13 protein-coding genes are annotated in these 14,727 nt (G+C 31.2%); 11 read left to right on the top strand and 2 right to left on the bottom strand.

The features are described from left to right. Positions 1 to 67: 67 nt before the first annotated feature. Positions 68 to 703: a TetR/AcrR family transcriptional regulator gene (locus tag H9L18_RS13580; RefSeq protein WP_126792941.1), complete on the bottom strand. Its 636-nt coding sequence runs from the start codon at positions 701 to 703 to the stop codon at positions 68 to 70. A gap of 275 nt (positions 704 to 978) precedes the next feature. On the opposite strand from H9L18_RS13580, the gene H9L18_RS13575 reads away from it, so the two are divergent. From H9L18_RS13575 to H9L18_RS13540, 8 genes are all read left to right on the top strand, one after another. Further along, positions 979 to 2,208, top strand: coding sequence for a LeuA family protein (locus tag H9L18_RS13575; protein ID WP_185847449.1), 1,230 nt, complete (start codon positions 979 to 981; stop codon positions 2,206 to 2,208). Between the two features lie 30 nt (positions 2,209 to 2,238). Beyond that, positions 2,239 to 3,270, top strand: a complete 1,032-nt coding sequence (locus H9L18_RS13570) for an MBL fold metallo-hydrolase (RefSeq protein ID WP_126792937.1) — start codon at positions 2,239 to 2,241, stop codon at positions 3,268 to 3,270. Positions 3,271 to 3,297: 27 nt separating this feature from the next. Next, the gene (gene buk / locus H9L18_RS13565; RefSeq protein ID WP_126792935.1) at positions 3,298 to 4,428 is read left to right on the top strand and encodes a butyrate kinase; all 1,131 of its coding nucleotides are present in this window, start codon (positions 3,298 to 3,300) and stop codon (positions 4,426 to 4,428) included. Next, positions 4,415 to 5,317 (top strand): bifunctional enoyl-CoA hydratase/phosphate acetyltransferase, encoded by a 903-nt coding sequence (locus tag H9L18_RS13560; protein ID WP_126792933.1) that lies wholly within the window; start codon positions 4,415 to 4,417, stop codon positions 5,315 to 5,317. Before buk ends, H9L18_RS13560 begins: the two co-directional genes overlap by 14 nt. Positions 5,318 to 5,426: 109 nt before the next feature. After that, a complete protein-coding gene (locus H9L18_RS13555; protein ID WP_126792931.1) occupies positions 5,427 to 6,356 on the top strand; it encodes a helix-turn-helix transcriptional regulator in 930 nt (309 codons plus the stop codon). Positions 6,357 to 6,446: 90 nt separating this feature from the next. Continuing rightward, entirely contained in the window at positions 6,447 to 7,379 is a 933-nt protein-coding gene (locus H9L18_RS13550) for an alpha/beta fold hydrolase (protein WP_126792929.1), read from the top strand. Next, positions 7,364 to 7,933, top strand: coding sequence for a YdeI/OmpD-associated family protein (locus H9L18_RS13545; RefSeq protein ID WP_246433294.1), 570 nt, complete (start codon positions 7,364 to 7,366; stop codon positions 7,931 to 7,933). Before H9L18_RS13550 ends, H9L18_RS13545 begins: the two co-directional genes overlap by 16 nt. 75 nt (positions 7,934 to 8,008) lie before the next feature. Then, positions 8,009 to 8,191 carry a hypothetical protein gene (locus H9L18_RS13540; protein WP_126792927.1) on the top strand — a complete coding sequence of 61 codons (183 nt, stop codon included), beginning with the start codon at positions 8,009 to 8,011 and terminating at the stop codon, positions 8,189 to 8,191. A 376-nt stretch (positions 8,192 to 8,567) separates the two neighbouring features. Here the strand turns inward: H9L18_RS13540 and H9L18_RS13535 are convergent, their stop codons facing one another. Beyond that, entirely contained in the window at positions 8,568 to 8,810 is a 243-nt protein-coding gene (locus H9L18_RS13535) for a hypothetical protein (RefSeq protein WP_126792925.1), read from the bottom strand. 139 nt (positions 8,811 to 8,949) lie between these two features. Here H9L18_RS13535 and H9L18_RS13530 point away from each other — a divergent pair, with 139 nt between their 5' ends. The 3 genes from H9L18_RS13530 to H9L18_RS13515 all read left to right on the top strand — a co-directional run bounded on the left by H9L18_RS13530 (position 8,950) and on the right by H9L18_RS13515 (position 14,209). Then, positions 8,950 to 9,222: a helix-turn-helix domain-containing protein gene (locus H9L18_RS13530; RefSeq protein WP_126792923.1), complete on the top strand. Its 273-nt coding sequence runs from the start codon at positions 8,950 to 8,952 to the stop codon at positions 9,220 to 9,222. A 78-nt stretch (positions 9,223 to 9,300) separates the two neighbouring features. Next, positions 9,301 to 12,486 carry a serine/threonine-protein kinase gene (locus H9L18_RS13525; RefSeq protein WP_246433293.1) on the top strand — a complete coding sequence of 1,062 codons (3,186 nt, stop codon included), beginning with the start codon at positions 9,301 to 9,303 and terminating at the stop codon, positions 12,484 to 12,486. Continuing rightward, entirely contained in the window at positions 12,473 to 14,209 is a 1,737-nt protein-coding gene (locus H9L18_RS13515) for a hypothetical protein (protein ID WP_126792919.1), read from the top strand. Before H9L18_RS13525 ends, H9L18_RS13515 begins: the two co-directional genes overlap by 14 nt. Positions 14,210 to 14,727: the final 518 nt, after the last annotated feature.

Raw genomic sequence — 14,727 nt, 5'->3', positions numbered from 1 at the left:
TTTAAATAAAATAAGACACTCCTTTCAAAAAATAAACTAAGAAAGGAGTGCTTTATTTTATTTAAATCTAAAATGGCATCTTTTTAACAGGTCCAGATAACCATTCAATTAATTGATCCACAAAAACAGATCCAGTTTGGACTAAATCTTTCTTTCCATCCTCAAGACACCAATTGTAAGTCAAACCAAAACTAAAAATAAAAAAGTACTCAATTAAAGTTTCGGTATCAACACTAAAATGAAATTCTTCTGTTGCTACTCCCAATTTAACAATTTTATCTAAGTATTTGTAATGAGGTCTATTGTGATCTTTTAGAAGTACTTGACGTTCTCCTAAGCTAATTTGGTTCATGTAAACAATTTTCATGATATCAACATCTTGAAAATTAGAACAGTATTCAAAAAGTGTTTTAAACAAAACACGTAATTGATCACTTGCCGATGTGTCATCTGGTAAAACCTCCATAGCTTCTTCAAAAACGCCATCAATAGAATTAAAACTTTCTACTAACACTCTATCTTTAGATGAAAAATGAGTATAAAACGTTCCTTTTGAAACACCAGCTTTTTTGACTATGTCATCAATAGTGACGGAGTCATAGCCGTGGGTAGTAAATAATTGAAGGGATGTTTCTAACACTTTACGTTTTGTTTTTTGAGCATTTATTTCTCTTTGAGTCATTTTTTTTTCTACGATTGCCATAATCTTCTCCTACTTACAAATGATATGATTTATTTCTTTTTTTAAAACTGACTTGATAGGTTATTGGCTAATCATATCATACAGTTTTTTTTTTTTTCTAGATGAGGCTATTACTAGAAAATAAGCCTTTTTTTCTAATTACGGAAATAAGAAAGAGTTTTTTTGAAAAAAAGTAGTTGACAGAATCATTTTGAAAACACATAATTGACTCAAGTCAGCGACTGGAGTCAACGACTTGAGTATAAAAATTAAAATTATCGAGGAGGATGTTGATAATGGAACATCGAACAGACAAATATTGGGTAACAGATTTCAACTATATGGAGGATATGCTAGTTGGGTGTGATTACCCAAAACGTGTTGGAATCCATGAAGTTTCTCTTAGAGAAGGAGATCAAAATCCAGGATGTGTTCTAACAGCAGCAGAAAAATTTGAACTAGCTAAAGATTTTGATGATATGGGTGTTGATAGAATTGAGATGTTTGCCATGGTATCTGATGAAGAACGTGAAGCATTAAAAGCTTTATCTAAACCAGGTGTCTTAAAAAATGCTAAACTTGCTTCTCTTGCTCGTACAGTACCAAAAGATATTGAAACAGCTGCTAAATGTGGTGTAGAAGTAATCGGAATTGAAGGACCTGGAAATGGATGGGTTGCTAAAGCAATCGGAGTTAATTCAGAAGAAGAATCTATTGCTAGCTTTGTAGCGGCAGTTAAACAAGCAAAAGAATGTGGCATAAAAGAAATTATTGTAGGTCCATGGGATATCGCCCGAGGAACTAATTTAAACTATATTGAACGATTTATTAAAGAAACAGTAGAAGCAGGAGCAACTGAAATTTCATACGCTGATACGTTTGGTTTCACTATGCCTTGGGTAGTTCAAGGCATGATTAAAAAATACCGTGAATGGGCAGGCGAAGGTGTGGATGTTTCTTGTCATTTCCATAATGATTATGGTCTTGCAACAGCCAATACTTTAGCAGCCGTATCAGCAGGAGCTAATTATGTTCAAGTAGCTATGAACGGATTAGGTGAAAGAGCAGGAAACACACCAACAGAAGAAGTCATTTTAAACTTAATGCTTAACATGGGAATTGAAACAGGTGTTGAACTTGAAAAAATGTATCCTCTTGCTAAAAAATTGGAAACAATGTCTAAGACACCTTTTGCTGATAATAAACCTCTTCTTGGTTCAAGAAACTTTAAGATGGGTTCTGGTCTTATTGTAGATATGCTTAATAAACTTGAACCTCAAGGTGGAGTTCCAGCCGTTTTACCATTTGTACCTTCTTTAATCGGATGTCCACCATATGAAGTTGTTTACGGAAAAGGTGTGGGAGCAAACATGATTGCTAAGCGCGTTGAAGATATGGGATTAACCGCAACAAAAGAAGAAACACGTGCTATTTCTGAAATGATTAAAAAAGAATCAGTGATGATTAAAGATATTCTTCCTGAATATCGAGTAGATAACTTAATTAAAAACTATCTTACTAAATAATAAACAACAGCAAGTAAAAGAGGAAAAGTAATGAAAAATAGAAGAATTATTCAAAAAGAACGCGTTAAATTTATTGAGATTGCTGATGATATTTTTGCAGCAGTTTCACCATATAAAGGAATTAGTTGGGCAAATGCAGCTTTCATTAATCGAGGACCAGGATTAGTTTTTGATACATTTTTTGACTTGTTTCATGCTGAAGAGATGATGGAAGCTTTCCAAGAAGTAAGTGGCGGAAAAAAACCTGCTTATGTAGTGAATTCACATTATAACTGCGATCACACTTGGGGAAATAAAGTGTTTGAAGATTCTTGCTTTATCATGCATGAATATGCGAATACAGAAAGAATACCTGAAACAAACTCACTTGGAGCTTGGAGTAAATTAGTTAAATTAGGAAAAGATGCTCAGGGCGTAACACCAGGTCAACAATTCCTTGCTAATGAATTAAATGGGTTTGATTTAGCAGGTGTTGAATGGATTAATCCAGATATTGAAATCAGTGGTGATATCGATATTCGATTAGGAGATACTGTGGCTAAAATTTTAAATGTGGCTCCTGCTCATTCGGACAGTGACTTACTTCTTTGGTTACCAGAAGATAAAGTTTTATTTGCTGGAGATATTGTCTTTAACGGATGTGGCGCTTATAGCGAAGCAGGTATTCATAACTGGGTGAACGTATTGAACCGTATTATTAATGAGTTGAAACCAGAAGTGGTTGTTCCAGGTCATGGGGCTATCTGTGGCCTAGAATTTGTTATCGAACAACGTGACTACCTACTAACAGTATTAGAACAATTTGAAACTCATTATGATGATGAAATTGATTCAGTTGAGCTATGTAACAAAATGGATATCTCAGATTACTTACACTGGATTAGACCAGAACGTCTTTACGCAAGTGTAGATGCTTTATTAAAGGCTAAAAGAGGCATTAATGAGCCTGCAAGTTGGGAAGTTCTTCCTGAAAAATTTGTTCAAGTAAGAGCAGATATGGAGAAAAAATACGGTGATAAAATGACCGAATGGGACCCAATGAGTGTTTGGTCTGAAGAATAATTTTTAATGAACGAGAGGACAGTTTAGATGAAGTCTTATAAAATTTTTACAATTAACCCAGGCTCAACATCGACTAAAATTGCATTATTTAATGATGATGAACTTATTTTTAGTCAAAATATTATGCATAGTACAGAAGACTTAGCTATTTTTTCGGAAATCAACGATCAATTAGATTATCGTAAAGAGATTATATTGAAAGTTTTAAAAGAAAAAGGTCAAACACTTGAAGGTACTGATGCTTTTGTTGGCCGTGGTGGAGGATTTAAAACTGTTAAAAGTGGTGTGTTAGCTATTAATGAATTAATGTTGAAAGATGCTTTTGATGGTTTTGCAGGACAACATCCATGTAATTTGGCTGTCCAATTAGCTAATGAATTTGTTCGCGAATTTGGCGGTGTTGCTTACACTGTTAATCCACCAGTAGTAGATGAACTCCAAGATTTAGCACGAGCAACAGGTCTTAAAAATATTTATCGAAAAAGTAGTATTCATGCTTTGAATCAAAAGGAAGTTGGCATTCGATATGCTCACTCACAAGATAAACAATATGAAGATTTAAATCTCGTTATTGCTCATCTTGGCGGAGGGATTTCAGTAACGGCTCACGAAAAAGGGCGTATGATAGATTCTAGTGATAATATCAACGGTGACGGCCCAATGAGTCCAAACAGATCAGGATCAATACCTGCTTTAAGTGTCTTACGTTTAGCTTTTTCAGGTGACTACACACAAAAAGAATTAGAAAAACTTCTAACAAGAGAAGCAGGGTGGATGGATCACATTGGTATAACGGATGGAATCGAGTTAGCGGATCGAATTAAACAAGGTGATTCATATGCAAAATTTGTCCATGATGCACTCGTTTATCAAGTGGCTAAAAATATTGGCTCATACGCTACCGTTTTAAAAGGTGATGTAGAGGCAATTATACTAACAGGTGGTTTAGCATACGACAAATCTCTAGTAGAGCAACTAAAAGAGATGACAGGATATATTGCTCCAGTTATCTCAATGCCAGGAGAATATGAAATGGAAGCTTTAGCTGCAGGTGCGCTTCGAATTTTCCGCAGAGAAGAAGAAGCTCAAGAATATACAGGAGAGGCTGTTTGGCAAGGGTTTGATTTTGAGGAGGCGAGTCTAGATGGTGTTAACTAACTTTCAACAAATTGAAGATAAGCTTAAGCTTCAAAGTAGACAAATTCGCGTAGCAGTCGCTGCTGCAGGAGATAAACATACCTTAGAATCTATTTTTACAGCGATGAAAAGAGGTATCATCATTCCTATTCTAGTTGGTGATAAAACTAAAATCTTAGAAATAACAGATGAGTTAGGAATGACTATCGAGTCAGAACAAATTATTAATGTGTCAGATAATGTAGCGGCTTGTCAAAAAGCAGTTTCTCTTGTAAGAGAGAAAAAAGCTGATTTCATTATGAAAGGCTTGGTGGATACATCCGTTTTATTAAAAGAAGTTGTTAATAAAGAAACGGGTTTAGGAACAGGAAATGTAATGTCCCATGTGGCATTTCATGAAGTACCAACTTATCATAAATTACTTTGTATTGTTGATTGCGCGATGTTTCCATATCCAACTCTGCAGAATAAGAAAGATATCATTAACAATACAGTAAATACTTATCTATCTTTGGGCCAAGAAAATCCTAAGGTTGGTGTACTTGCCTGTGTAGAAAAAGTAAATCCTAAAATGCCAGAAACAGTCGAAGCAAACGAACTAAGCAAGATGTGTGATCAAGGTGAAATTCCAAATTGCATCGTTCGAGGACCTATCTCATATGATTGTGCAGTGAGTAAAGAAATAGCCGAGCATAAAGGGTATGCAAGTGATATTGCAGGAGATGTAGATGTGTTAGTTGCTCCCAACATACATGCCGGAAATATCATGACTAAGATGTTAACTTGTACAAGTGGAGCCAAAGCAGCAGGAATTATTGTAGGAGCAATGTGCCCTATCGTATTAGCCTCGCGAGGCTCTTCCTCAGAAGAAAAATACATGTCACTTGTATTAGCTGCAGCAAGTGCATAAAATATAAAAAAAGCTGATAACATTTGAGTAGATGTTATCAGTTTTTTTGTTGTAGGTGTGTGATTGTACTATACTAGAATAAATAAAAAAATAATAGAAGGAGGCTAAAATGAAAATAGAACGTATGTTAACAATCATTGTGATGTTACTTAATAGAAATCGCGTCACAGCCAATGAATTGGCTGAAAAATTTGAGGTTTCAGTTAGAACGATTTACAGAGATATTGAAACGATTAATTTGGCAGGAATTCCGATTATTTCTCATTCTGGAAACAATGGTGGATTCAGTATTTATGAAAATTACAAGTTGAATCATCAAGTATTAACCATAAATAATTTATCTTCTTTACTTTCTGTTCTTAAGGATATTAATTCTACAGTTGATGATATTGAATTAGAATCATCCATAGAAAAATTACAAAATATTGTACCTGATAACAAGATGGATCACTTAAAAATTCAATCGGAGCAAATTATCATAGATTTGCATCCTTACGGTGACTCGCCAGCTCAAAAAAAGTTAGTTAAAACACTAAGGCAAGCAATCACACAGACTCGTTTACTGACTATTGACTACAGAAATTATGATAATGTTGTTAGCAATAGAAAAATAGAACCTATGTCATTAATCTTTAAAAATTATACGTGGTATTTGTTTGCTTATTGTCTTTTAAAGGATGATTTTAGATTATTTAGAGTTTCTCGTATAAAGGATTATCATATGGAAGAACAATTTTTCAAACGTCGTGAAAAATCCTATCATGAGATTATAGCATTAGAAAACGAGCAAGCAAAAATGATAGAGCTTGTCTTGAAGGTATCACCTTTAATGAAATCACGAGTAGAGGATATATTTAATGAAGAAGATATTGAGATGTTAGAAACAGGGGAATTGCTTGTAACAGCTAGTTTTCCTGAAAAAGATTGGTTATTCTCTCTTATCTTTAGTTTTGGAGAACATGTAGAAGTTTTAGCCCCAAAAGAAATGCGTGAATCAGTTGCTTCTAAGCTTAAATTGATGGCAAACAAATATCAATAATAAAATTTTCAAAGCTGACAGACTGTTGTCAAACCACCATGATAATATTGTTTTTGTAAGACACATATTGATTAATTAGGGGGAAATAAAATGACAAACAATAAGAACTTTCCAACATCAAAACTTATCTCGGTGAACGGTGTGGATTTAGAAGTTTTCGAAGCAGGACAAGAAAATAAAGGTGAACCTATTATACTTTGCCATGGATGGCCTGAGCATGCTTACTCTTGGAGATACCAAGTAGCTCCATTAGTTGAAGCTGGCTATCATGTCATCATTCCAAATCAACGTGGTTATGGTAATTCTTCTTGCCCAGAAGAGGTAACGCAATATGATATCGAACATTTAACAGGTGATTTTGTGGCTCTTTTAGATTACTATGGATACAAAAATGCTGTTTTTATGGGACATGATTGGGGAGCAAGTGTTGTTTGGAGTATGGCTTTACTGCATCCAGAACGTGTCAAAAAAATGGTTAATTTATGTTTACCTTATCAAGTACGTGGTGAAAAACCATGGATTGATTTTATGGAAGAGTTTTTAGGAGAAGACTATTATTTTGTTCACTTTAACAAACAACCAGGTGTTGCAGATGCAATATTAAATGCAAATATCTCACAATTTTTGAATAACTTGTATCGAAAAAATGTTCCAGCACAAGACCCTGGTGAAGGTATGGAAATGATTAATTTAGCTAATGCAACAGTTGCTTTAGGTGAGCCTGTAATGAGTGATGATGATCTTTCTGTTTATATCTCAGGGTTCAAACAAAATGGTTTCACTCCAAGTATTAATTGGTATAGAAATCTAAATCGTAACTGGCATTTGTTAGGTGAGGTTTCACCAATCGTTCATCAGAAAACATTAATGGTTTACGGGGAGAAAGACGTCATTCCACCACTACCAAATATAAAAGACTTTGTTCCTAATATTGATGTTAAGACGTTAGATACTGGACATTGGATTCAAGAAGAGAGACCCGATGAACTCAATCAAATGATCTTACAATGGCTAGAAAAATGAGTGAGGTTCTATATTTTAGTAATCAAAAAGAATTTATTGATTGGTTAGAGAATCATCACCAAACAACAAATGAAATCTGGGTCGGTTTTTTTAAGAAAAAAAGTAATAAAGTTAGTCTTACTTGGTCTGAGTCAGTGGATTGCGCTCTTTCCTTTGGTTGGATAGATGGCATAAGAAAAAAAGTAGATGAAGATAGTTATAAAATCCGTTTTACACCGCGTAAACCTAATAGTGTCTGGAGTAAAGTAAACGTTCAGAAGGTAGAAAGACTAATTGAACTTAATCAAATGAAGCCAGAAGGATTAGTTCTTTATCATCAAAGAAAAGATCAAGAAGGATACTCAGCAGTTAGTAGGAATATTCAACTTACAAAAGAGTATGAAGATGAAATTAAAAATGATCCAAAGGCTTGGGAGTTCTTTAATCAACTTCCAGCTTCTTATAAAAGGGATTCTATTTGGTGGATAATGAGTGCTAAAAAAGAAGAAACTAGACTGAGAAGATTGAATCGATTAATAAGTTCTTGGAAGAAAGAAGAGATGTTTAGGCCTTGAGTGTTGATATAGAAACGCACTCTCATTTTTATCCGACTACTGGCAGATAAGTCAGCTGATTTAATTACTGCAGCAATGTTTCAACAATACGTTGAAGAAGAACGTAATGCAGCATTAAACGGTGGACCCGGAGTATCAGGGCACTACGAAAACATCATTATGACCAATCACGAAGACATGATTGTTGCTGTTTACATTGTAGACATGGGTTCTTACTATCAAGTTTCAACAGTTGTATGTACTGGTAACACGTATTAAGGGAATGAACATCTTTAGAATGAAATAGATTATTAACGAAGTGAGGGAAGAATTTCTCTCACTTTTTTGTATGATTTGAAATATGTAATTTTGAATCAAAAAAATAACCGCTGTACAACAAATTTCACTAGTTTTTTTGATATTACTTTGCAATCGATGTATCCGCTAGAACTGCTTTGAGCAATGAAAGTATCCCAGTCTCCAGTAATTGTTCCATCATCATTTACTTCAAATTATATAAATTAGCACCTATTTTATTAGTACTAAACCCTCTACTTAATGTAATTGTACCTTGAGTAATAATATAGTTTTGATCTTTACTTACATTTTTCTCTCTTTTGGATAGTTCCCCTTTTTCTTTGGTTTGATCATTAAATTATTCTATTGCTTTTTCTAAGCTATTAGTGCCGGTATTATAAAAATATTTATCATGATAAGGAAAATAAATAACACCACATTTATCGTTGATAGTTTTACCGTTTGTATCAAGTAGCTCATATGTAAAAGCTTTGTTTTTGATTGTCTCTTCAAGTGATTTTGGTTTGTTAGACAGGGAACAACCTCCGATAAGTAAAAAATAAAACATTAAAAATAACATAACTGTTTTTTTAGTAATCATATTAACTCCTCCTGAATTATACTATAATATATTTATAGTTATGAGATGAATTTTTTCAATATAAATAGCTTTATTTGCAACTTACTATTTATACTTAACAAACCTACGATTGAGTTAATACAATTATAGAGGTGAGTTTATGAGTGGTCTAAATAGTGAAGTAATAAAAAAGATAAAAAAACTTAGAATTGAACAAGGATTAGGTCAAGAAAGACTTTCAGAGTTAGCAGGATTAGACCCTAAATATATATACAAATTAGAGAATGGAAGGTTTAATTTAACTTTACCTACTTTAGAAAGGAGAATTAATGGGCTTCAAATGTCTAATGATGACTTTTTCTATTTATTGATTAATAGTCGTGTAAGTGATTCGGAGATAGTTAATGAACTATTAGATTCGATGAATATTTGAGAAGATAAATAAAGTTTTACATAGCATAAAAGAATTGCTGCTAGCGTTAGAAAACTAGTTGGAAAAAGGAGTAATAAAATGTCGTTAGAAAAAAACAAAATTGTTGCTGGACAATATTTGATATTGAAAGAAATCCATGTTTCTAAGTCGATAGATTCTAAAATTTTTTTAATTCAGAATATCGAGGACGAAAAAGTTTATGTGTTAAAAGCGCTTTTTAAACAACCGGAAATGGATGAAATATCAGAATTATTTAACAGAGAGATTAAATCTTTAAATTTATTAAATCATCCAAATATTGTTACAATCTTTGACTCAGGAGAAGAGGAAGATTTTTATTATATTATTTTAGAAAATTTGGGTGGAAGTGTTACATTAGAAAAGTATATTGAATCAAATAATGATTCAATATTAGCAACTTTGATAATTTTCAAAGATATACTATTAGGTGTAAATCATGCTCATGACTTAGAAATTATTCATAGAGACTTATCACCATCTAATATTCTAATAACAAGTGATATTGGTGATAAAGATATCAAAATAATAGATTTTGGCATTAGTAAGATACGAAGCCTTATTTTTGAAGAAACAACGACAGTAAATCATTATCATAATGTTTTATACTCATCACCAGAACAGAGGGATAGGGAGAGGGTTTCGAGCTATTCTGATATATATTCTTTAGGATGTATTTTATTATTCATGCTATCAAAAAAACATCCTAAAAGTACCGAAGATGGATTAGAAGAGCAAATTCAAAATTTGAATGTTAATAGTGATATAAAAAGAATATTAATGAAAGCAACAAATAAAGTAATCAGTTCACGCTTTACGGCTATTGAAACTTTTATAAATGATATTGACCACCAAATTTCATTAATTGAAAACAAGGATACGACATTGCACTTGAAAGTTACTGATTCAGTGGTCGAAAGTTTACACAAATTAGGTGTATTAGATTTTCCTAGACGTGAAGAAGCTCAACAATATATAAAAAATAGCTCAGACTATTTTATTTATAGAACCAAGAATAACGAATATCATTTAATTTCAGGGCTTATAAAGTATAAATGTGTGTTTGATAAAAATATAGGTGCCCTAATATTGAAGCATGCTAACAGTATCCCTGATTATTCTCAGCAAGAAAATGAAATTAAAAGAGCTTTTCCAATAAATTCCAATATTGACTTATTTAATTTTAAAGTATTAAAGAAAGATATAGTATTTTTAAATAAATTTATGGAAAAAGTTGATAACGAATACAGGAATTTTGTGAAGGAGAAGAACAACAAAAAAAATGAAGATCGTTTAATTGGATTGTGGACAGAAAAAATAAAGAAAGAAGAGTCTTATTTACATAAAAAGAAAAACATAGGGTATTATTCAGGGTTAGAAAAGAACATAGAAACTGGATATTACTATTTTGAGATTGATGAAATTGATGATCTAGATGATATAGTCATTGGTAAAAAGATTACATTCATGAATAATGATAAGGTAAGGAAACAAATGAAAGTAGGGGAAATCAAGAAATTAGTTGCTAACAGAGTGATTTTTTCTCCTGAACTAGATTTTGATGACCAAAATTTTTCGGAGTCAGGAAAGTTTGGTATAGATTACTCTGAAAATTTAATTGTTACTAGGAGAGCAAGAAGAGCATTAGACACTTTGAGTTTAGGTAAATCGAAAAATAAAAATTTGTTGAATATTATTGTTGACCCTTCGATTGCATCTGTAAAGAAACCGACAGAAAAGATTATTTTTGCTAATGCTGAAATGGATGATTTAAACAAAGAAGCCGTTGTAAAAGCCCTAGGAACACAGGATATTTTTTTGATACAAGGACCACCTGGAACAGGGAAGTCTACAGTGATTAATGAATTGATTTATCAAATAAAAAAACAAGAAAAAAACTCTAAAATTTTATTAGCTTCTCAATCTCATGTAGCAGTTGATCATATTTTTAATAAATTAAAAAAATATTTTGAAAAAGACTTATTAGTTAGAGTGGGTAACAGTGATAAAATATCCAAAGAATCTGAATCAAATAAAATTATGAATCAAACAAAATTATGGACAGATTCAATAAAAAATAAATCCTTTACCTATATTAGTAGTAATCATTTAGATATAGATGAAGAATTAGAAGAAATTTTAGAAAAAATGAGTGCTTCAGATTTTGAAGTGACAGATTTCTATAAAGAGTATGAAAAAATTGAGAAAAATGAATCTAATCAAAAAGATACAGCTAAAAGTATAGCTAAGTGGTATAAAAGTTTGGATTCCTTAGAAAGCTTTGATCAATTATTATTGGATAAGGCTTCTATAATAGCTTCAACATGTACAGGGATAGCATCTAATAATATTATGGATTCATTATCTTTTGATTGGGTAATCATTGATGAGGCAGCTAAGTCTACTGTACCAGAAATTTTGATTCCAATGACTAAAGGAAAGAAAGTGATTTTAGTTGGAGATCATAAACAATTACCACCAATAGTAAATGAATTTAGTGAAAAAACATTAGAGAATACAAATAAAAATGCACTATCTGAAAGTTTATTTGAAGATCTATTTACATTAGCAAAAGAGACAGAAATAACTCTTACTTTATCAAAGCAATTTAGAATGCATCCAGCAATTTCGAACTTAATTGATAAAGTGTTTTATACTGATGATGTTGATATCATTACCGATATTAAAGATACTGATAGATTAACGAATTATAGGATTGATGAACCGATTGCGTGGCTTTCAACTGAACGACTGAGTAATAATCAACAACAAGAAACTAAATCTAAGTCATTTTCAAATGTCTGTGAAGCTCAGATAATTTTAAAAGAATTAAAGACATTAGAAAAAATGAATCCAACAGATAAAAAAATAAAAGTGGGAATTATTTCTGCATATAATGGACAAAAAGCAATTCTTGAAAAATATATATTTTCTAATTCTTTAGAATGGAAAAATTTAGAAATTGTAATAGAGAATGTAGATGCTTTTCAAGGATCGGAAGTAGATGTTGTTTTTTACAGTATAGTTCGATCAAATATGAATAAAAAAATTGGTTTTCTAAGTGAACAAAGAAGATTAAATGTTGCGTTGTCTCGAGCGAAATCTAGAATTATCATTGTAGGGAATGCACTTTTTATGAAAGAGGCTTCTAAAAAAGAACATAACTATTTTGAAGATGTATTGATTCATATGAATAGGTTTAATAGTGAAAGTAAGATAGAGGTGTTACGCGATGGGAATTATTAATGAAATAAAAAAAATTGGGTGGGAATACTTACCTTCATGTGAGTTAATAAATGTGTTTGAAATAGGTATCCCTATCTATTCACTAGAAATTACTTGTTTTTGTAATAAAACGGGAACATTACCATCTATTCAAGATACAATTCTTAGGTTAGTTGATCAAGGTATAAGAAAAGAAGAAATCCCATTGTTGATGGGATTAGAGGAAGACTTAAATATATTTACAGTAGCGTATAATGAATTAATTCATCAAGAGTTTATCAAAAGAAGAGGGATGCTGAGTGATTTAGGAAGAGAGTATCTAAAGGAAGACAAATACACTAGAAATATAAAAAAAGTAAATAAAATATTTATAGATGGAGTTTCTAATACTTACTTTCGTTCAAGAGAAAATTTTGTTAATTCGCGTAATATGAGAGGGAAAAATATAAGAGATATAAAGATGGTAATTGAGAGACCAAATTTAAAAGATTTAAATTTCTATGAAGCTAAAAGAATAATGAATAAAAATGAAGAAGACGAACTTGTAGTTGATTTGTTAGAAATAAAAAATTCTAATGTTTTTTATAAAAGGGCACAAATAGCGATTTTTTACGATAAGAAAAGTGAAAAAAACTATTATTTAATTTTTGATCGATTAAATATGCTAACAGAATATGACGAGTTTTTACAAAGTAAAGATATTACAGAGTTTTTAAATTTAGAAGAACAAATATATGATTATGAATATTCCGATAAAGTAAAAAAATATAGAGAAGTTGTATTTGATAAAGACAATGTTAGTGATGAATATGATGAATTTAAACAAATTATTGAGAAGTCTAAAGATATTGTTAGAATTTATGTACCTATGATAGATTCGTTACTTCCCACAGATTCACTAATCGAAACATTTAAACACAAACTAAATAATAAAATTAAGATAGAATTGTTCTTTACAGGTGAAATGATATCGACTAACTATGGCTTGTTGAGAATAGGTGAAATTGAAAAACTGGCGAAGAAGTATAAAGGCTTAAAAATATCGCACTTACCAGAGTATTATCCAATGAGTGTTTCGGATGGAAAACTATTTTTTTGTATCGATTTTTATAAACATATCATCATAAATTCAAATAAAGACATTAATACTTGTTGTTCAGTTGGTTCATTTTTAACGATTGAAGAGTATAATCAGTTAGACTTAGAGTCAGTTGTTTTGTTAGATGGGTTGCCTATTTATACTAATAAAAAACATATGGAAATGGATGTAAAAAAAATAATAGATGAATTTTATCTTTTTGATATGGAGCAAAGAAAAAACAACCGAAAAGCTTGGCTTGCAAGCTCTGAGGAGATTAATGAAAACCAAGATAGTTTAGAAAGATTACCATTTGTTAAAAATAAGAATGATTATGAAATTATGCTAACTAACTTAAACAAATTCTTTTTTGAAACATTGAAAAATAAATACAGAGCTAATTATTTTTTCAATGATTTTAAAAATTATTATCCAAAGCTTCAGAAAATAATGTTAAAAATAAGAATATATCGAAATGCAGTACAACATATTGAATTATCAGATCCTGAAGACCGTCAATCATTAAAGGATTTTCTAAAGGAGGATACTGGTGGAAGTTATCCGGGATTAGTTGATAATGGTTATGCTAAAATGCAATATTTAATATTAAATGAACTTTTGGAAGCGTTAAGGGAAGAAAGAGAGAGTTTAAGAAAAGTTGAATAAAATAAACCCTGCTAAGAATTTTCTTGGCAGGGTTTTTGGCAGGGAATCATATTAAATTAAGTCATTTTTGTCCGTTTTACATGTCCATAAATACTGTTAAATAGGCATTCCCCATTCATATTATGTTAGCTCTTTATTCCCACTCTGTTTTCAGCGTGTAGAGTATAAAGACAAATGCAGTAATATGAAGGTTTTTAGTAAAGTATTAAATCATATAAATGAAGATAAAAATAATAAAAAGTGCACAAAAAGTGCAAAGTGCAACTGATCAGGCATAATTATTTGAGTCTGTTAAAATAAATTCTAGTTCTAATATTCTTAAAAAGATATTCTTCAATGAGTATCTTTTTTTATGCATAATCTATACTATGATTAAACAAATTTTTGTTGTTTTGTTAATTAGATTTAAAGTTTTATTGTTTGATTTCTGATAAATACAGTTTGCTTTGTAAGATGATAGATTATTAACGAAGTACAAGAGAGGTCAAGAAATTTTTTACTTATTCTGAATTAGAAAG

Origin of the sequence: Vagococcus carniphilus, assembly GCF_014397115.1 — a bacterium.
Classification (GTDB): domain Bacteria; phylum Bacillota; class Bacilli; order Lactobacillales; family Vagococcaceae; genus Vagococcus; species Vagococcus carniphilus.
The sequence above is the reverse complement of the archived record's forward strand: the minus strand, read 5'-3'. Positions and strand labels throughout refer to the sequence as shown.